The sequence below is a fragment of the Pseudaeromonas pectinilytica genome, from assembly GCF_054780855.1.
Window position 1 is genome coordinate 1 of record NZ_BAAGVN010000316.1, and the last position, 18633, is coordinate 18633.

The following is an 18633-nucleotide window of genomic DNA, read 5'->3' on the forward strand; positions in this document are numbered from 1 at the left end:
TTTTTTGCGATTAAATCAGATCACAAACGAAGCCTTTTTTCTATCTATTTCAATTGGTTGTAGCTAAAGATCCTGTACATGATTGGAGACTATCATGAAGTTTGAGAAGTCACAGGCAGCAGTTGACCGCCTGACCCCCGAGCAACGCCGGATTACCCAGGATTCGGGGACCGAAAGGCCCTTCACGGGTGAGCACAACGACAACAAGGAGCCTGGCATCTACGTCGACATAGTGTCGGGAGAGCCGCTGTTCGCTTCAACGGACAAGTTCGATTCGGGTACTGGCTGGCCCAGCTTCACCAAGCCGATCGTTCCGGCAAACGTGAACGAGGTGCGGGACAGTGCACACGGCATGGTCCGGACGGAGGTCAGGTCGGTACACGCCGACAGCCATCTGGGCCACGTTTTCCCGGACGGTCCTTCCGACCGCGGCGGTCTGCGCTACTGCATCAACTCTGCGTCCCTTCGCTTCATCCCGCGCGACGAGATGGAGTCCGAGGGATACGGTGAATATCTCGATCAAGTAGAGGAGGCTTAACATGCATCAGCGCGCTGTTCTCGCAGGAGGATGTTTCTGGGGCATGCAGGATCTGATCCGCAAGCGGCCCGGCATCATCTCGACCCGTGTGGGTTACACGGGCGGCGATATTCCGAACGCCACGTATCGTAATCACGGCACGCATGCCGAGGGGATCGAGATTGTCTTCGACCCGACAGTGACGAGCTACCGGCACATCCTGGAATTCTTCTTCCAGATCCACGATCCGACGACGCTGAACCGCCAGGGCAATGATCGTGGGCTCTCCTACCGGTCGGGCATCTATTATGTCGACGAGGAGCAGAAGCGCGTCGCCGAGGATACGATCGCCGATGTGGATGCCTCGGGGCTGTGGGATGGCAAAGTGGTGACCGAGGTCCAGCCGGTCGGCGAGTTCTGGGAGGCCGAGCCCGATCACCAGGATTATCTGGAGAAGCGGCCGGGCGGCTACACCTGCCACTTCGTCCGTCCCGACTGGGTTCTTCCAAAGCGGCATGAGGCCGGCGATGTGAGCCCTGCGGCCGGGGCTGCAGCGGAATAGGCTTCGCTGCCGTTAGTGCCGCGCCGATCCGGTTCGCAACCTCCGACGACCGCGTCAATCGACGCGGTCGTCGAACCCGGCCTTGAAGCAGATCATTCCATTCAGCCGCCGTCGCAGTGCCAGGATCCAGATATGACAGACCTCTCCTCCTTTCCCATCACGCAGCGCTGGCCAGCATCTTATCCGGATCGCTTGCAACTATACGCGGCCCCCACGCCCAACGGCGTCAAGGTCTCGATGATGCTGGAGGAGACTGGCCTGCCGTATGAGCCCCACTTCGTCGACATCTCGAACAACGAGTCGAAGGATCCAGCGTTCGTGTCGTTGAATCCCAACGGCCGCATACCCGCGATCATCGATCCGGCTGGCCCTGACGGCCAGCCCATTGGCATATGGGAAACCGGTGCGATCCTCATCTATCTGGCCGACAAGACGGGGCAGCTCATCTCAACAACACCCGCCCAGCGGTACGAGACTCTGGCCTGGGTGTTCTTTCAGGTGTCGGGCGTTGGGCCGACCTTCGGACAGCTAGGCTTTTTCCTGCGATTTGCCGGCAAGGACTATGAGGACAAGCGACCTCGGCAGCGCTTTGTTGATGAATCCAGGCGTCTTCTCGGGGTCCTGGATCACCGGCTGGAGGGCCGCGAATGGATTGTCGATGATTACTCGATCGCGGACATTGCGACGTTTGGCTGGGTGAATGCGCTGGTCGAATTCTACGCAGCGGGCGACATCCTCGGCCTAAGCAGCTATTCGAACGTGCAGGCATGGCTCGAACGCGGGCTGGCGCGACCGGCTGTACAGCGTGGCCTGCGAATTCCTGCGAGGCCTGCATGACCATTATCGCCGCATATTATTACAACGAAGGTAAGCGAGTCCGTGAAATCAGGCTCGATGAGCACGTCGAACTAAACGAGAATCGCTCGGGCTTCTGCTGGATCGCGCTTAGCGAGCCCACCGCAGACGAACTCAGCGCGATCCAGACGACGTATAACCTCCATCCTTTGGCGATCGACAACGCCATGCACCCGCTGTGCCCGCCCAAGCTCGAGGTCTACAACGATGAGTTGTACGTCGTCGCCCAGACCGCCGAGCTGGTCGGCGACCGGATCAGCTACGGCAAGATGGCGATCTTCACCGGTCACAATCACCTTATCACCGTGCGGCACGGCAATGCCGGAGCGCTGGGCAAACTTCGGGAGCAACTCGAGGCATCGCCGACGCAGTTCGGCAAGGGTGTCGACTATGTGCTGCACGCGATCTTGCACCGAGTGGTCGACCAGTATCTGCCCATCTTCGAAATGATCGAGGACGACGTCCTGGCGATGGAGCGACGGTCGCTGCACGATTTCCTCGGGCCAGAAGAGGTGGCGCGAATCTTCGAACTAAGGTCCGAACTCACGCGGTTCCAGCGCACGCTCGGGGCTATGGCCGAGCTGGTGCGAAAGCTCGTTCGCGGCCACTTTCCCTGCATCAGCGCCGAAATGACACCATATTTCCACGACGTCGCGGACCATGTCCACCGCGTGCAGTCCATGGTCGACGGCCTCCTGCTTGTCCTGTCCACGGTCTTCGAGGCCAGCAGCCTTCTGGAAGCGCAAAGGATCGGTGTGGTCACTCGCCAGCTCGCGGCCTGGGCGGCGCTCTTGGCGGTCCCGACGGCGATCGCCGGAATATATGGCATGAACTTCAAGCACATGCCGGAACTGGACACGCCATATGGCTACTTCGTCGTGCTCGGAGTGATAGCGGTGTTCTGCCTTCTCCTATTCATGCGCTTCAAGAAGGCCAAGTGGCTATGAGTAACGCACTTCGCGAGCTTCTCCGTCCGCCGAGTCACAGCGCGCTTTGTGCGCGAGCGTGTCCAATCCAGTTCAAGATGAAGGTGCTTCCATGACCTCCCAGGTGACCGACGTTCTAGAAGCAGTCCAGTCATTCATCGCCAAAGGCTATGACCGCGAATACCGCGTCAAGGACGGCAATCTCGTCGATCTCGAACTAGGGTCAACCCTCGATGCATGCAGCATTCGCGTCGATGCGGCGTTGCGCCTCGAGAGCGGGGACGACGGCGAAGATGCCTCCAACATCTACGCGATCACCGATCCGGCGACAGAGCATAAAGGCCTGTTGATCGACGCCTTCGACGTGTTCCACGAAATCTGCCCCCGCGACTTGTCCGAGCGCCTTGTGGCGCATCGGGAAACAGCACCGGCAGGTGACCAGGACGCGCCGAGCAAGCACGGACTACGGAAAGTCTACAAGAGCGAGTTTCACAGCGATCCCGAGCGTTACGTTCTGCGCGAGGGCTTTCCAGACTTCCCGCCATGCCCTTTCGGCCAATCCTTCAGCATCCTCGGCTTCGATACCGCCGAGCAGGAATATGTCTGGCTCGTCACGAGCATCATTCGAGATCCTCGGCTGATCAGGGTTCCATACCAGGGCGAAGACGTCATCAGCGACGAATAGCGGTGTCGCTTAGCCGGAAAGGCTGGCCTTCCTGGCCCACACATCTGCAGGCTGAACTTTAAGAACATCGAAAATTAGGAGGTGATTATGGACTGGAACAAGGACCACATACGAGAAACTATGCTCTTGCTGGAGACAGCAGCGTTGCACAGCGCTCGCGAAAACTACCTGGACTATGTCTCTACCGCTCGGCTCGATCGGAGCGAACCGATCGAAAACGACGAACTAGCTCAGGCCGAGGTCGCGAGCGACTTCGCTGAAGCGCTCGATGACACGCTCCATGACTACGCCAATAAACTCGAAAAGCTCAGGACGATCGATTTCGGCCCCAAGTTGGCCGTCAACGAAGGCGCTGTCGTCAAGCTGTCCGGCCGCCACTTTGTGATCGCGGTGTCAACGAGCAAGTTTACCTGTCAGGGGCGTGAGCTCATGGGCATTTCCACGATGGCGCCGATCTTCGAAGCGATCGAGGGTGCCCGAGCCGGGGAGACCGTGCAGTTCAACGGCCGGGACCTCACCGTAGAAGACGTGGAATAAAGCCCTCCACCGCAGCCGGCGCGCTAGTGCCGAACGCCCTGCATCTCTTTCTGCATGCATACGGTCACTTGCAGCCGCGTTGACCTGGCTCATCAAAGGCAAACTCATGACAACACCTTCATTCTTCATCACCCCCGGATACGGGACGCGCCTGCATGACGCGCTTCATTATTCTCAGGCAATGCGCATTGGTGACCGCGTGGAGATCTCCGGACAGGGCGGATGGAACGACGATCTCGTCATTCCGGAGTCGATTGAGGAAGAGATCGAGCAGGCGTTCAAGAACGTGGAACGGACGCTCGCGACCGCCGGAGCACGCTGGCCGCATGTGGTCCACGTCAATTCCTATCACGTCGGTGGATTCCCTCCCGTGATCAACGAAACAATGGCCAAGCTGTATCGCCACTACATGCCCGACCGCGCTCCAATCTGGACGCAGTTGGGAATCGAAGCGCTGGGGCTTCCAACCATGCGTATCGAAATTCGCGTAACAGCTATCATCGCCTGACCCCGCGGTTCGTGCAGGCGCCGTGCCGCGCTAATCCCGCACGCCCTGCGCCCGCTTCTCCATGCATATCATCGTATCGAGAGATCCGGTTATCATCGGCGTGCTCGGAGAACGGGGGGCCGCCTTGGCCTGGTTGGCGCGCCTCGGCTGCCTGCGGGCGATGGCCAGCACTGCCAGGAGCGTGAGCAACGCCGCCGCATAAAGGAACAGGCCGCCAGGGCCGACGATATTCATTGCAGCTGCTCCTATTAGGGGGCCAGCGGCTGTCCCGATCCCGTTGAGCAACAGAAGCCCGCGCGCGGTGCCGAGTAGCCGACCGGCCGGAAGATCGTCGTTTGCGACGGCGAGACACAACGAATAAATCGGGATGCCAAAGCCGCCGAACAGCGCACCTGCCGCAAGGAGCAGCGGCAGAGGCGCTTCCACCGCCAACGCTACGCCGATGGCAGACGCTGCGGACGCCAGCGCCGCACCGGCGATGACAAGATTCCGGGGCACTCGATCCGAAAGCCAACCGAGTGGCCAATGGAAGGCGAGCGTTCCACCAAGAACCGCAGCCATGAAGGCGGAGATACCGCCCACATCGAGGCCGATGCTCTGGGCGAAGTTCGCGCCCATGCCCCAGAAACCACCGATAGCCAGGCCGGCCAGGAAAGCGCCAGCCGCAGCGAGAGGTGATACGAGGACGAGGTCCCTGAACGCGACCCATTCCTGTTCCACCTGGGCCGGCGGATGACTGGGCAGCAAGGTGATCGGAACCACCGCCGCTGATATCAGCAGCGACACGATGAGGAACAATGTCACGTCGGCGGGCGGTGCGATGTTGAGTAACGCCTGCCCGATTGCCCATGAGCCCATAGAGACAACTCCGAATATCGACAGGAGCTGCCCGCGTGTGGATGGCAATGCGTGGGCGTTGAGCCAACTCTCCGTTGCGAGGATCATGCCCGCGTAGGCGAAGCCGGTAATCAGGCGAAGCGGCATCCAGGCGATCGGCTCCACGAACGCCACATGGAGAAGGGCGGTCATCGAGGCAATGGCCGCGAAGCCGGCGAAGGTTCTGACATGTCCCACGGAGACGATGATCGGTGGCAACACGAGCGCGCCGATCGTGAAACCCGCGAAATAGAAGGACATCATCGCGCTGATCGCGCCGGTCGAGAACCCCTTATGGCCGGCTCTCACGATCAGGAGCGTGCTCAGCAGGCCATTGCCCAGCAGCAGAGCGGCGACGCTCAGCAGCAGCGCCGCCACCGGCGCGAGAACGAGGCCGCGCTTGCCCGCCGACCTCATGGTATCCATCGCCGGGCTCGTTCTCGGGCCTGACTTGAGGGTTGATACTCTGCCGCACTGATGAACTGGTCGAATGCTTCGCACCAGATGACGACCGTGTTGTAGTCACGGACATCGATGCCGGCAGGCACCTCGACGATGAAGCCGTTGAACGTCTTCACATCGCCCACGCGGACTGATCTGTCCTTGATTAGGAGAAAGGCCTCCTTCGTGTCGACGAAACGTGGTGCGAGGTAGAGCTTGTAGTCGGGACCAGGGGCGAGGCGCCCGATATGGGCGATACGGTCGCGCGAGACCCGGATCTCGCCTTCCCCCCAGTGAAGCAGGTCGCTGCCTTTGAGATCGCGGGCCAGACGCCCTGCGTAGAGCGTCTCGGCTGAGATGGTCCGCAAGGCCGCCGCGTCCGGGGCCTGGGGGGCGGTCAGGATCGGCAGCGTGTAGACACCGCCCGCGAAGCCCATGGCGAGCATCGCGAGATGGGTGGCAATCAGGATGACCCAGCGCCGCATCGGTTACACCAGCTCCAGTCCCTTCACGAGCTGATCGGCGTCGAGATGGAAGTCCGAGAATACGATGCGGCCGCCAGCGTCCATCACGGAGAACCAGGGCGTTCCCCGCGTGCGGTAGTCCTCCATGAAGGTGGGAAGCGTCGCGCCGGCAGGTGGCTCGTCCTGACCGAACGCGACAGGAAGCGCATACTTGAGCTGGTTCACGCGCAGCTTCTCGAAGGTGTTCTCATCCGCTCCTTCGAAGACGGTCTGGATCACCGCGAAGCCCACGCCCTTGGCGCTCAATGCACCATGCAACCTTTGTAGCGTCGGAAATCCATGCAAATGGCAGCCACGGCACCAGTGCTGGAAGGCGAAGAGGACTTTCGGGCCGGTGCCGAGATCCGACAGCTTGAGCGGCGCGATGCTTTCTCCATCCGCGCCAATCCATCTCTGCACCCGCAGCTCGGGGGCTTGTCGTTCGTCGACGCTCATCTGATCCTCCAATTCCGATGCAGAAGTCCGATGAGTGGTCGCGTGTGGCGATGGCACGCGAACCTCACCGCCTTGATCCCCTACAGGTTGTAGGATGCGAGTTCGCCGACCGATACCTCGTGGCCAGCCCCGCCGTTCTTCCGTCGGTGTGTCACCGCCGCCCCTCAATGACAAAGGCGCGATAGCGGGAACCGGCAAAACGGTGCGCAGCGATGGTTTGGTAGGCGGGGCTATGATACCAATCACGGGCGGCCTGCATCGTCGGGAACCGCAAAATTACGGCCCCTTCGACGGGCGGCCCCTCCAAATGCTCCATCGCGCCATAAGCGGCGAGAAAGGTTACGTCGTGGCCATCGAACGATGGGCCGACGCCTGCAGAATAGGTTGCGAGTTCTTCCGGATCGGTGGTTTCTTCGCGGGTGAAGACGACGAACGCTTCCATCTTAAAGTCTTTCATAAGGTCGCATCTGCAGGCCACCGCCGCTGGCGATGGCCTTAAAGTCGTCAGGCTGGCAGCTCGAACCCGATTTTCGTGAGTGCCTCGACGCACGCATCCTGATCCTGCTGATAGTTGCCTCCGGAGATGCCGATCCCGCCGATCAACTTCCCGTCTTCCAGGATCGGATAGCCTCCGCCGACAGCGACCATCCGGGGGCGATAGGCCAGCGGCGCCACTTTTGGATCGTTCGAAACATAGTCGTTCCAGACATGGGTGGGGTACCCAAACGAGGCGGAACTCCAAGCCTTGTCGATGGCAACATCGACGGTGAGAAACGGCGCGTCATCAGTGCGCTCGAACGCGCGCAGGTTACCGGTGGCGTCGACGACGGCGACCGCAGCCGGGATGCCGATTGTACGTGCCGCGGCGATCGCCGCGTCGATGAGGGCGACGGCGGTTTCGCGGTTGATCGAGGCGGTGGCAATGGATTTCGTCATGAAATTTCCTTCGCCGTGGCGTAATCCGTCCGGCGTTCTTGAGGTTAGAAAAGACGTTCGGCGGTGGCAGTCATCAGAAGCCTTCGAGGACAATCTTGCCTCTTGCCGCGCCACTTTCGATCAGTGCGTGCACCGTCTTCAGATTGGCGGCATTAATTGGCGACAATTTTTCGGTTAGCGTCGTGCGAATTTTGCCGTCGTCCACCAGCACCGCCAGCGAATTGAGGATCTTGCCCTGCTCATCCATGTCGGGCGTGCCGTAGAGCGACCGTGTGAACATCAGCTCGTGGTGGATCGACACTGCCTTGCGCTTGAACAGCATGACGTCGAGCGCCTTGGGATCGTCGATGAATCCGAACCGTCCTTGCGGGGCGATCAGTTCGGCGATGTCGGATGCATGCTGCTCGGTATGCGTGGTCGAGAACACGAAAGCGGGAGCGCCGATGTTGAGCTCGGCAATCTGTGGCGCGAGCGGCCGAGAGTGGTCGATGACATGATGAGCCCCAAGCCCTTTAACCCACTCCTGGGTTTCCGGCCGAGAGGCGGTGGAGATGACGATGAGATCCGTGCGCTGTCGAGCGATCTGGATGGCGATCGACCCGACCCCACCCGCACCACCGATGATGAGGATCGCCGCCGCCCCGGGAACGGGCTTCGTCACGTCCAGGCGATCGAACATGGCTTCCCAGGCCGTCAACGTCGTGAGTGGCAGCGCCGCCGCTTCCGCCCAGTCGAGCGACGCGGGTTTACGACCGACGATCCGGGCGTCGACGAGATGGAACTCCGCATTGGTGCCAGGCCTTATGAGCGATCCGGCATAATAGACCTCGTCGCCTACCGCGAACTGCGTCACGTCGGGGCCGACCTCTTGCACGATCCCGGCCGCATCCCATCCCAGCACTTTCCAATCGCCATCAGCGGGCGGCGTGCTGCTGCGGATTTTGTAGTCGACCGGGTTGACCGAGACAGCCTTCACCTCAACCAGGATATCGCCTCCTTCAGCGACAGGCCGAGGCAGATCAATGTCGACCAGAGAGGCGTCCTCGGCGATGGGTCCCGGAACCTTGTAACCAACGGCTTTCATCGGTGTCTCCAGCTTGCTGTATCCTGAAGTCTTATCGATCAGATCGAAATTTCTTCCGAAATATACTCAGGATTTAAAGATTTCGCGTGTCAGACTATGAAGGTATGCGCGCAACATATCCAATAGCGGTACGACATAGTTTCCATACCTCGGAGCCGGATTCAGAAGTTTATCGAAAATAGCGGTTTATTGCTGTTCGGCGGGTGAGCATCCGGATGGAGGCGATAAGCGCCCAAGCGGTTGAGGAGTCGACCTCTCAGCGGTCGCGTTGGCAGGGGCGATCTCGCCCGCCGGTCTCACACCAACGTTGGCAAGCGACGGCGTCCGCTCGAAATCCGCTGACGGGGATACGCCTGCAATGCCGATTCGAAGCTATCGAAACTATAGCTACAGGGTATTGGGAAATCATACTGGACTGACGCTATAGTCTTCACGCATAACCACGACTCAAAATGGTCCAACACTTTTCTCTACGCTAATAGGGGAGCCCGCAGAATTCGGAAAAAATCGTACGCTAAGGTTTTCCGGGCATCCGTAAGGGCCGAAACTTCCCGTCTTCCAGTCTGCGGCTCTGCCGCCAGACGTAATCGCCGGTTCATGTACAGGACCTTAAGCGGCGAGTCCATTTAAAAACGGGGAGGGAGCCTAGGCTAGCCACCTCGATTACCTGAGATCCCCTAAGCCAAATCGCCACAAACTATTTTTTCAAAAACTTTTTTTACAAACTCTCTTGCTGGCAGAGTTGCACTTTTTTATACGTGCGTATAACCTCAATCTATACACTCGTATAAATCACAGCCATGAACACACAGAATCCGACCAGACTACTGTTACTAGAGCAAGGGTTGCGGCTATGCCGCGAGAAGGGGTTGCGCGGCATCAAGGTGCGCGAGCTGGCCGCCGCGGCAGGCGTCAACCTGGGCAGCTTTGTCTATCACTTCGGCAACCGGGAGCGATTTCTCGATGAACTGGTCGAGCTCTGGTATGCCCCCATGCTGGCCACCATCTCTCAAGCCACTCAGGCTCAGGATCACCCCTCAGCCTTTGCCCATCTGCAGGCGGTGCTGGAGCAGATGGTCGGTTTGGTGGCGGAAAATGCCACTCTGGTAAGCCATCTACTCGCCGATGCGCTGGCCGGAGAGCCGGCCGCACAACGCTTTGCCCTGAGTCTGCCAGGACGTCACCCCAAGCTGCTATTGGAGCTGATTGCCGCCGCCCAAGCCGAAGGGGAACTCCCCGCCACCGAGCCACACCAACTTCTGCTCTTTATCATGTCCTCGCTGGGCGGCCCTCTGCTCTTGGCCAAGGGGCCGTTACAGGAGTGTAACTGGCTCCCTCCTCAGGCAACTCAACTCATCGCCTGGATGGCCGACCCACAGGCGGCCCGGCAGCGGCTACAGTGGGCGCTGCAGGGCATTCGAACTAATCCACCGCATTCCATACTCGCTGGAGAGAGCCATGAATAAGAAGCTAATAGTGCCACTGCTCCTGGGTGCCCTGGTGCTGCTGGCCCTCTACCTTACCGGCCAGATAGGTCACAAGGAGGATGGCGCCCCCCCCCTCTATGGCAACGTCGATATCCGTGAGGCCACCCTCTCGTTTCGGGTTGCAGGCCGCGTGGCTTCTGTGCTGGTGGATGAGGGCGCACACATTAAAGCCGGTGAGCTGCTGGCCACGCTGGATCAAGAGCCTTTGCTCAATACCTTGCACAGTGCCGAGGCCAATGTGGCCGCCCTGCAGGCCCGCAACACCCTGTTGCATCAGGGCTACCGCCAAGAAGAGCAACAACAGGCCAGGTCTCAGGTGACTGCGGCCCAAGCGGCGCTAACCGAAGCCGAACGTCAGCTGGCTCGCCTAAAGGCACTCAAACCCAGCGGGGCCACCACACAAAATGCCCTGGATAGTGCCCTATCACGGCGCGACCAGGCGGAGGCGCAACTGCACGAGGCGCAAGCCGGTTGGCAAAAGATGCGCACCGGCTTCCGAGCTCAGGAGCTGGAAGAGTCCGATGCCAATCTGGCTCAGGCCCATGCCGCCCTCGCCTCAGCCCAGTTGGCCGTGAACGATGCCCAACTCAGGGCTCCGAGTAATGGCATCCTGCTCACCCGAGCCATTGAACCAGGCGAGATGGTGCAGGTGGGGAGCTCAGCCTTCACCCTCTCCCTCACCGAACCGGTCTGGGTGCGGGCCTATGTGGCCGAACCCCAGCTGGGGCAATATCCTACCGGGCAGAAGGTGACGCTCTGGAGCGACTCTCGCCCCCAGCAACCCTATCACGGGGTGGTGGGCTTTGTTTCCCCTCAGGCAGAATTCACCCCCAAGCCAGTGGAAACCAGTGATCTACGCACCTCTTTGGTCTATCGGATCCGGGTGGTGGTAGAAGATGCGGATGCCCAACTGCGCCAGGGTATGCCCATGACAGTACGGGTCGCCCCATGACAAGCCCGGACGCCACCATCGCAATTGACGTTTGCCGCATGAGCAAGCACTTTGCCGGGGCCGCCCAACCGGCCTTGGCGGAGCTTTCGCTCCAGGTTCGGCGCGGCACCATCACAGGGTTGGTAGGCCCGGATGGCGCGGGTAAAACCACCCTGCTACGCATACTGGCGGGTCTGCTGACCCCGAGTTCAGGCTCGGTACACGTGGCGGGAATAGATCCCTTTGCCCAGGGTCAGAGTGCCCCGCTACATGAACTGGTCGGCTATATGCCACAAAAGTTTGGTCTCTACGAAGATCTCACCGTCGCCGAAAACCTCGCCCTCTATGCCGATCTGCGCCATATCCTGGGTCAGGAGCGCCGCACGCGCCTGGAGCGGCTGCTCGCCTTCACCGATCTGGCCCACTTTACCGACCGTTATGCTGGCAAGCTCTCCGGTGGTATGAAGCAAAAACTGGGCTTGGCCTGCACCCTGCTGGGGCGCCCGCAGATCTTGCTGCTGGATGAACCTGGGGTCGGGGTTGACCCCCTCTCACGACGAGAGCTGTGGAAGATGGTACGCGAGCTGAGCCTGGAGGGGATGACAGTACTCTGGAGCACGGCCTATCTGGATGAGGCCGAACTGTGTGACGAAGTGCTGCTGCTCGATAAGGGCAAACTGCTTGCCGACGGCACGCCCGAGGCGATCAAGGCTCCCATGCAGGGGCGCTGCTGGAACATCACCCAGATAGCGACCCCCCGCCGCACCCTGCTGCAACGGATACTGAGGCAACCCGAGGTCATGGATGGAGTCATTCAGGGCAAGGAGTTGCGACTGGTGTTGGCAGAAGGCGCCGCGTGCCCAGACTTGGCCCCGCTACAAGCCGGCGACTCGGCGGCTTATCGCCCGGCTGAGCCTAGACTGGAGGATGCCTTCATCAGCCTGCTGGGTGGTGGGCCAGGCGGGGATTCCGTACTCGCCAACCTGATGCCCGATCTGCATGCTCATGCCGGGCAACAGGACACCCCCGTGATCGAGGCGCATCAGCTGACCAAACGCTTTGGCGACTTCACGGCAACCGATCAGGTGAGCTTCAGTGTGCAGCGCGGTGAAATTTTCGGCTTGCTGGGCCCCAACGGTGCGGGCAAATCCACCACCTTCAAGATGGAGTGCGGACTGCTCAAGCCCAGCTCGGGTCAGGCCAGGGTAATGGGCTACAGCCTCCAGAAGAGCCCCTCTCAGGCGCGACAACAGTTGGGCTATATGGCGCAGAAGTTTGCCCTCTACTCCCAACTGACGGTGGCGCAGAATCTGCAATTTTTCTCCGGCATCTATGGGCTGCAGGGTCGCAAACAGAAGGAGAAGATAGCCCAGATGGTCACCGCCTTCGATCTCGCCCCCTATCTGGAGGTGCTGGCGGAGTCACTCCCCCTGGGTTACAAGCAGAGGCTGGCACTGTGCTGTGCCGTGATGCACGAACCGCCTGTGCTGTTTCTCGATGAACCCACCTCAGGGGTGGACCCGGTCACCCGCCGAGAGTTCTGGAGCCATATCAACGGCTTGGCCGACAAAGGCGTAACCATCATGGTCACCACCCATTTCATGGATGAGGCCGAATATTGCGATCGTATCGCCCTCATCTACCGCGGACGCACAGTGGCACTCGGGACACCCGACGCCCTCAAGCAGAGTGTCGCCAGCGACCTCAGGCCAAATCCCACCATGGAAGACGCCTTTATCCAATTGGTTGAGGAGGCAAACCTGTGAGCTCATTATCCGCCAGACGTCTTTGGGCCCTCTGCCGCAAGGAGAGCTATCAGATAGTGCGAGACCCCAGCAGCATTCTCATCGCCTTTATCATGCCTGTGCTGCTGCTGTTTGTGCTGGGTTATGCGGTAAACCTGGACGTGGATCATCTGAGGGTTGGCCTGCTGCGGGAAGATAATGGCGCCCCAGCCATCAGCCTGGCCAAGACGCTGGCTGCCAACCCCTCCATCGCCCTCAAGGCGGGCCGCTCGCGTAGCGAATTGATGGCCGCCTTGGAGCAGGGCAAGCTGCGCGGCATCATCATCATCCCCAACGACTTCTCCCGCAAATTAGCCGAACAAGGCGCAGAGGCGCGCCTGCAGCTGCTGATCGATGGAGCCGAACCCAATACCGCCCAGTTTGTCTCCTCTTATGTGCAGGGGATATGGGAAAACTGGCTGCGTCAGCGCCAGACCGAGCAGGGTGCCAACCATCGGCCCACCATAGAGATCCTCTCGCGTACCTGGTACAACGAGAGTAATGTCAGCCGCAACTTTCTGGTGCCTGGCTCCATCGCCGTGGTGATGACCATAATCGGTGCCCTGCTCACCTCGCTGGTGGTGGCTCGCGAGTGGGAGCGCGGCACCATGGAGGCGCTGCTGGCCAGCCCGGTCACCCGCCTTGAGCTGCTGCTCTCCAAGATCCTGCCCTACTACCTGCTGGGCATGGCAGCCTGCTGGATCTGCCTGCTGGTAGCCGTCTACATCATGGGAGTACCGTTCCGCGGCTCCCTGCTGATGCTGTTTGTGGTCTCCAGTCTGTTTCTGGGCTGCGCGCTGGGCATGGGACTCTTCCTCTCCACCGTGATGCGCAACCAGTTCAACGCCGCCCAGGCCGCCCTGACCGCCGCCTTTTTGCCGGCCATGATGCTCTCGGGATTTGTCTATGAGATCGCCAGCATGCCCCTGCCCCTGCAGTGGCTCACCCGCATCATACCGGCACGCTACTACGCCAGCTCGCTGCAGACCCTGTTCCAGGCGGGAACCCTGATGGAGCTGCTCTGGCCGAATCTGCTCTGCCTGCTGCTGCTTTCTCTCTTCTGGCTTGGGCTCACTGCCCTCAAGAGCCGCCGAACACTGGAGTAACCTATGTTGCACCGCCTTTTCTGCCTCATCCGCAAAGAGCTGCAGGCCCTGCTCAATAACAAGCAAGGGCGGATCATGCTCATCATGCCGGTGATCCTGCAGACCGCCATCTTCCCGTTTGCCGCCACCCTGGAGGTGCGCAACAGCTCGTTGGGCCTGTATGACGAGGATGGTTCGGCCCAGAGCGTAGAGCTTATCCAGCGCCTCTCTCAGGCCGCCGCCTTCACCCATATAGTGCCCCTGACCAGCAACAGAGCCCTCCAACAAGCCATCGACAACCAGAGCGTGCTGATAGGCGTCCACATTCCGGCCGATTTTTCCCGCCGCCTGCAACACCAGCAAGATGGCCAGGTGCAGATCATAGTCGATGGCCGCCGCTCCAACAGCGGCCAGATCGCCAGCGGCTACGCCAGCCAGATCATCCAGCAATACCAGCAGGACACCCAATACCAGCAGGAGCAGGGCAATCCCCCGGCCCGCTGGGTCACACGCCAACTCTACAACCCCAATCTGGAATTCAAATGGCATGTGCTGCCGAGTCTGGTGGCCATCATCACCACCATAGGTTGCCTGATCGTCACCGCCCTTTCGGTGGCGAGGGAGCGTGAGGAGGGAACCTTCGATCAGCTGCTGGTCTCGCCACTGACCCCGCTCTATATCATGGCGGGCAAGGCCCTGCCGGGTATGCTGGTGGCCTTCTTGCAGGGGAGCTTCATCGCCCTCGCCGCCCGCTTTATCTACGGCGTCCCTTTCACCGGCTCCCTGCCCATGCTGGTGCTGGGCATGCTCTCCTATGGCCTGGCCCTCTCCGGTATCGGCCTCTTTATCTCGTCGCTGTGTTCCACCCAGCAGCAGGCCTTTCTCGGGGTCTTCTGCTTTATGGTGCCCGCCGTCATCCTCTCCGGCTATGTCTCGCCGGTGGAGAATATGCCGCCCCTGTTCCAGCTGCTGGCCCAGATCAACCCCCTCACCTACTTCATCCTGATCCTCAAGGGGGTGTTTCTCAAAGGCTTTGGCCTGGCCCAGTGCTGGCACTACCTCTGGCCCCTGCTGCTGTTTGCCTTCTGCAACCTGTCACTGGCACTGCGCCTGTTTCGGCGGCATATCGCATAAAAGCCAACAAAATCGAATAGACATAAAATACCCAATAGAATTCAACTAGGAATATCATGTTGATTTTATTGGGTATTTATATTCTTGTTTGTGGGGGGGGGAAATTAAAAGCGCTGCCGAAACTGCTCGGCGATCACACCGATCTTGGCCATCTGGTTATTATCCGTCGCCTGCTGGTGGGCATCGGGCGCCAGCACGGCGATCAACAGGTAGACATCCCGGTGGCTGGCCGCCGGGCAATAGACCAGATGAATATCGCTGGTACGGTGAAATTGCAGCATCCGGCCAGGCCAGGGATGCTCACCATCGGTCAGATGAATGTGAGCTACCTGCTCCGCCTTGACCAGCGGATAGGTATGGGGATGGTCGTACCCGACATCTCTGCCGAAGGTGTCAGGTAGCTCGCCACTCTCTTTGTAGTGACGAAAGTCGGCCACCAGTGCCTCTTGCTGCTCTGCCGTTAACTGCTGGCAAAACAGCCGACTCTTGAACACCCGGATCATTCAATAAACTCGGCCAACTCGTCGGCGGAGCTTTCCGCCAGCAACTGATTGCCCTTCTGGGCGATGGCCTTGAGCTCGGCCGCCGAAGGACGAAAACGCGCACTCAACAGATGTGCCGCTTGCTGCCGCTCCAGTTGATCCACTAGCGTCTCGAACAAGCTGGCACTGATCATATAACCGGCAGGCTTGTTATTGGAAAGCACCGCCACCGGCTCATCAATAAAGTACTGCGCCGGATTCTTGCGCAGCTCGGTAATGCTGACGGTATGTTCGGATAAAATTCTTTGCATGATTATGTACACTTAAATAACCATTTCAATGTACATAAAATATAACACCCACGCCGAAACCAGACAAGAACACTATTGATAAAGGGCACTACCGATAAAGGGCACTACAGATAATAAACCCTGCCGATAATGGCAGGGCGCACATCACATACCGCTTCTGGTTAAACAGCGATTAAAGGGGCCACCGAAGTAGTAGTGCTTGTCAGCGAGGAGGCTCCAACAAGAGAGCCTCTCTCGCCAACTCGCCGTAAACCCGTCCATGGGGGCTCGATGGCGGCGTCCCTGCCGCCAACGGTTGACTCAAAAGGCTCTCTCGTTCGCTAACTGGCTGGCATGACCACCGCAATAGCCCCTACTCCTCGGCGATCACCACGCCGGTGGCATCTTCCAGGCTGGAGGTAAGGCTCAGGCAGTGGTCGCTGCTGCCCACCAAGAACAGGGCAAAGCCCTCATACTCCCGAAACGGCTCCTTGGGGCCCATCTCATCCAGCAGACAGTAGGTCAACTTGATATCGGCAAACTGCTGCTGCACTGTGCTGCGCCCCGCCTTGTCAAACCCACTCTTGGCCACCGCCGCCGCTATCTGCTCCAGTATGCTGTCATTAATCATAGCCCCGCCTCACTCTTGGTTGTCTTCTAGCTCAAGTGGTTATCAAGTTCTGTGCCATGCCGAGTTCACCAGGATCTGGGCCTTGGCAAAGCAAGAGGCGTGTGGATAGCGCAACATTGTCGGGATCAAGACAGCGCAAAGAGCCAGAGGTGCTCCCCCTAGGCTCAAGCAGCAATGAGCCTTTGCTCGGGTTTTTACCGGTTTTGTTAACCATGGCAAGCTGGAGGATGTTCAACTGACACTAGGCCCGCTAGCATAGAGACTCAAAACTGCCAGCAGCCAGAGCCTTCAGCAGCCACGGTACAGCCTAAGCGCAATAACACGGCCCTGCGGTAGCTTTGCCATTTATCCGCATACTCGGCGCAAGACGGGAGCACACTCCCACCTGTCTCTTATACACATTTTGGGTCATGTTTTGAGATAAATGCCGGAAAATGCCTCGAACAGCTCCTCCCCCTGGCAAGGGGGAGGTTGGGAGGGGGTGGCACTTGATGTTTCACAAGCCAAAAAGCAAACCCCACCCCAGCCCTCCCCTTGAAAAAGGTTCATCGCGGCTTTCCGGGGAAGGCCGCCTTGATTTTCAGAAAAAAGTATTCTGAGTCCCGAAATCCATAGGCCATGCGTTTGATCACCTTGATTCGATTATTCACTCCCTCCAGCAGGCTGGTGTGCATTGGAAAGCGAGAGCTGGCCAAGATGCCTCGGATGTAACGTCGAAGGTTTTTGGCAAAACTCTGTAAGGGCGCCAGGCCACTTTCCCTGGCTTGCCGCATCCAGGCCCGCCATCGTCGCCAACCTTCCCGAATGCTGGGGGCGTACCAGATTTCCTTCAGGGCATCCCTGAGGACATAGGCTATGGCCAAGGGCTTATTGGCTTCCAGTAGCTCTTGTAATTGCACCGCTTGTCCTTCCTTTAGATTTTCTCGATTGCGCAGTAACAGCCAACGCGCTTGCTTGACCACCTTGCGAGCCGGCTTGTCATGCTGTAACGCATTGGCCTGATCTACCCGAATTCGATCGATCACTTTCCGGCCGTAGCCCGCCACGACATGGAACAAGTCATAAACCACCTCGGCTTGCGGACAGTGCTCTTTCACCTCCAGATCGAAGGCGGAGTTCATGTCCATGGCCACAGCTTCAATCTGTTGGCATCGTTCACCAATCAGCTCGAAAAAGGGGCGAATAGCCTCCCGGCTGTTACCATGCCCCACCCACAAGACGCGAGTACGTTCAGCATCCATGATCACAGTCGCATAACGATGGCCTTTATGCAGGGCGAACTCGTCCATCACTAGCCGTCGCACCGCACCGGGCTCAAAGGTACCAACGCTGGCTTGTAGCCGACGCTTGTCGATGTCCTTGATGGTATGCCAGTGCAGTCCGGTGAGCTGGCTGACATGACTGATGGGCATCAACTCAAGCAAGGCCTCTACCCAGCACTTCAATCGCTGTGTGAGTCGGGAGCTGGGGGGCAACCAATCGAGATGTTCAGAAACCCGACCACAGTCCAGGCAGTCAACCCGACGGATGGGGACTTGCAGGCGGACGCGTAGTTCAAGCAGGTCACGGTCACGGACTAGACGCATCCGGCGGTCATGGATCAATGGACAGGGCTGATGGCACTTGCCACACAGAGGCAGGTGATTGGTGCGAGGCTCAAGAGCCAATGTAATTTGTTTGGTACAGCGGCTATGGACAGAAACGTCGTAACCTGGCCAAAACGAGTCAAAATCAATATGATGCATAGCGACAGCAGGGTGAAGGAACCGGTTTTTTGGCGACTACCAGTTTACCCGATCCCTGTCTGTCAACTTACAGTTCCCCACGCTTCCGCGAAGAACCATTTAAAACGCCTTCCAAGGTCCTGTTCTGTATCGACTTTCTCTGCTTGGTTCGGCAGGCGTTCTTGGCCAAATAATCGGC

General features: G+C 59.3%; 22 protein-coding genes. 12 read left to right on the forward strand and 10 right to left on the reverse strand.

What is annotated here, in order from left to right; translation table 11 throughout:
* Nucleotides 1-94 precede the first annotated feature (94 nt).
* From msrB to ACYVG7_RS13260, 7 genes are all read left to right on the forward strand, one after another.
* Nucleotides 95-538 carry a peptide-methionine (R)-S-oxide reductase MsrB gene (msrB, locus tag ACYVG7_RS13230; RefSeq protein ID WP_004099035.1) on the forward strand — a complete coding sequence of 148 codons (444 nt, stop codon included), beginning with the start codon at nucleotides 95-97 and terminating at the stop codon, nucleotides 536-538.
* 1 nt (nucleotide 539) lies between these two features.
* Nucleotides 540-1079 carry a peptide-methionine (S)-S-oxide reductase MsrA gene (gene msrA / locus ACYVG7_RS13235; RefSeq protein ID WP_004099036.1) on the forward strand — a complete coding sequence of 180 codons (540 nt, stop codon included), beginning with the start codon at nucleotides 540-542 and terminating at the stop codon, nucleotides 1077-1079.
* Between the two features lie 132 nt (nucleotides 1080-1211).
* Nucleotides 1212-1916 (forward strand): glutathione S-transferase N-terminal domain-containing protein, encoded by a 705-nt coding sequence (locus tag ACYVG7_RS13240; protein ID WP_004099038.1) that lies wholly within the window; start codon nucleotides 1212-1214, stop codon nucleotides 1914-1916.
* Complete coding sequence (locus ACYVG7_RS13245; RefSeq protein ID WP_004357645.1) at nucleotides 1913-2881, forward strand: magnesium and cobalt transport protein CorA; 969 nt, start codon at nucleotides 1913-1915, stop codon at nucleotides 2879-2881. Before ACYVG7_RS13240 ends, ACYVG7_RS13245 begins: the two co-directional genes overlap by 4 nt.
* Nucleotides 2882-2972: 91 nt before the next feature.
* Nucleotides 2973-3545 (forward strand): hypothetical protein, encoded by a 573-nt coding sequence (locus ACYVG7_RS13250; protein WP_004099040.1) that lies wholly within the window; start codon nucleotides 2973-2975, stop codon nucleotides 3543-3545.
* A gap of 87 nt (nucleotides 3546-3632) precedes the next feature.
* Nucleotides 3633-4082, forward strand: a complete 450-nt coding sequence (locus ACYVG7_RS13255) for a hypothetical protein (RefSeq protein ID WP_004099042.1) — start codon at nucleotides 3633-3635, stop codon at nucleotides 4080-4082.
* A 106-nt stretch (nucleotides 4083-4188) separates the two neighbouring features.
* On the forward strand, nucleotides 4189-4590 hold the full coding sequence (locus tag ACYVG7_RS13260; RefSeq protein ID WP_004099044.1) for a RidA family protein: 402 nt from the start codon (nucleotides 4189-4191) through the stop codon (nucleotides 4588-4590).
* A gap of 30 nt (nucleotides 4591-4620) precedes the next feature.
* Here ACYVG7_RS13260 and ACYVG7_RS13265 read toward each other — a convergent pair whose 3' ends face one another.
* The 6 genes from ACYVG7_RS13265 to ACYVG7_RS13290 all read right to left on the reverse strand — a co-directional run bounded on the left by ACYVG7_RS13265 (nucleotide 4621) and on the right by ACYVG7_RS13290 (nucleotide 8886).
* Entirely contained in the window at nucleotides 4621-5892 is a 1272-nt protein-coding gene (locus ACYVG7_RS13265) for an MFS transporter (protein ID WP_004357638.1), read from the reverse strand.
* Nucleotides 5880-6392: a DM13 domain-containing protein gene (locus tag ACYVG7_RS13270; RefSeq protein WP_004357637.1), complete on the reverse strand. Its 513-nt coding sequence runs from the start codon at nucleotides 6390-6392 to the stop codon at nucleotides 5880-5882. Before ACYVG7_RS13270 ends, ACYVG7_RS13265 begins: the two co-directional genes overlap by 13 nt.
* 3 nt (nucleotides 6393-6395) lie before the next feature.
* Entirely contained in the window at nucleotides 6396-6866 is a 471-nt protein-coding gene (locus ACYVG7_RS13275) for a TlpA family protein disulfide reductase (protein WP_011191345.1), read from the reverse strand.
* Nucleotides 6867-7017: 151 nt separating this feature from the next.
* On the reverse strand, nucleotides 7018-7323 hold the full coding sequence (locus tag ACYVG7_RS13280; protein ID WP_004357632.1) for a DUF1330 domain-containing protein: 306 nt from the start codon (nucleotides 7321-7323) through the stop codon (nucleotides 7018-7020).
* A 47-nt stretch (nucleotides 7324-7370) separates the two neighbouring features.
* A complete protein-coding gene (locus ACYVG7_RS13285; RefSeq protein ID WP_004357630.1) occupies nucleotides 7371-7802 on the reverse strand; it encodes a GlcG/HbpS family heme-binding protein in 432 nt (143 codons plus the stop codon).
* A 73-nt stretch (nucleotides 7803-7875) separates the two neighbouring features.
* Nucleotides 7876-8886 carry a zinc-binding alcohol dehydrogenase family protein gene (locus tag ACYVG7_RS13290; protein ID WP_011191343.1) on the reverse strand — a complete coding sequence of 337 codons (1011 nt, stop codon included), beginning with the start codon at nucleotides 8884-8886 and terminating at the stop codon, nucleotides 7876-7878.
* Nucleotides 8887-9686: 800 nt separating this feature from the next.
* On the opposite strand from ACYVG7_RS13290, the gene ACYVG7_RS13295 reads away from it, so the two are divergent.
* Genes ACYVG7_RS13295 through ACYVG7_RS13315 form a run of 5 tightly spaced genes read left to right on the forward strand, consistent with a single transcriptional unit; the run spans nucleotide 9687 to nucleotide 15307 of the window.
* Entirely contained in the window at nucleotides 9687-10352 is a 666-nt protein-coding gene (locus tag ACYVG7_RS13295; RefSeq protein WP_460883566.1) for a TetR/AcrR family transcriptional regulator, read from the forward strand.
* On the forward strand, nucleotides 10345-11325 hold the full coding sequence (gene hlyD / locus ACYVG7_RS13300; protein ID WP_460883567.1) for a secretion protein HlyD: 981 nt from the start codon (nucleotides 10345-10347) through the stop codon (nucleotides 11323-11325). The genes ACYVG7_RS13295 and hlyD overlap by 8 nt, the downstream gene beginning before the upstream one ends.
* On the forward strand, nucleotides 11322-13070 hold the full coding sequence (locus ACYVG7_RS13305) for an ATP-binding cassette domain-containing protein (protein WP_460883568.1): 1749 nt from the start codon (nucleotides 11322-11324) through the stop codon (nucleotides 13068-13070). The genes hlyD and ACYVG7_RS13305 overlap by 4 nt, the downstream gene beginning before the upstream one ends.
* Nucleotides 13067-14194, forward strand: a complete 1128-nt coding sequence (locus ACYVG7_RS13310) for an ABC transporter permease (RefSeq protein ID WP_460883569.1) — start codon at nucleotides 13067-13069, stop codon at nucleotides 14192-14194. The genes ACYVG7_RS13305 and ACYVG7_RS13310 overlap by 4 nt, the downstream gene beginning before the upstream one ends.
* A gap of 3 nt (nucleotides 14195-14197) precedes the next feature.
* A complete protein-coding gene (locus ACYVG7_RS13315) occupies nucleotides 14198-15307 on the forward strand; it encodes an ABC transporter permease (RefSeq protein ID WP_460883570.1) in 1110 nt (369 codons plus the stop codon).
* Between the two features lie 104 nt (nucleotides 15308-15411).
* On the opposite strand, the gene ACYVG7_RS13320 is transcribed toward ACYVG7_RS13315, so the two are convergent.
* The 4 genes from ACYVG7_RS13320 to ACYVG7_RS13335 all read right to left on the reverse strand — a co-directional run bounded on the left by ACYVG7_RS13320 (nucleotide 15412) and on the right by ACYVG7_RS13335 (nucleotide 18455).
* Complete coding sequence (locus ACYVG7_RS13320; protein ID WP_460883571.1) at nucleotides 15412-15810, reverse strand: type II toxin-antitoxin system YafO family toxin; 399 nt, start codon at nucleotides 15808-15810, stop codon at nucleotides 15412-15414.
* On the reverse strand, nucleotides 15807-16100 hold the full coding sequence (gene yafN, locus ACYVG7_RS13325) for a type I toxin-antitoxin system antitoxin YafN (RefSeq protein WP_460883572.1): 294 nt from the start codon (nucleotides 16098-16100) through the stop codon (nucleotides 15807-15809). Before yafN ends, ACYVG7_RS13320 begins: the two co-directional genes overlap by 4 nt.
* Nucleotides 16101-16452: 352 nt before the next feature.
* The gene (locus ACYVG7_RS13330) at nucleotides 16453-16710 is read right to left on the reverse strand and encodes a hypothetical protein (protein WP_460883573.1); all 258 of its coding nucleotides are present in this window, start codon (nucleotides 16708-16710) and stop codon (nucleotides 16453-16455) included.
* Between the two features lie 545 nt (nucleotides 16711-17255).
* On the reverse strand, nucleotides 17256-18455 hold the full coding sequence (locus tag ACYVG7_RS13335) for an ISL3 family transposase (RefSeq protein ID WP_460883574.1): 1200 nt from the start codon (nucleotides 18453-18455) through the stop codon (nucleotides 17256-17258).
* Between the last annotated feature and the right edge of the window lie 178 nt (nucleotides 18456-18633).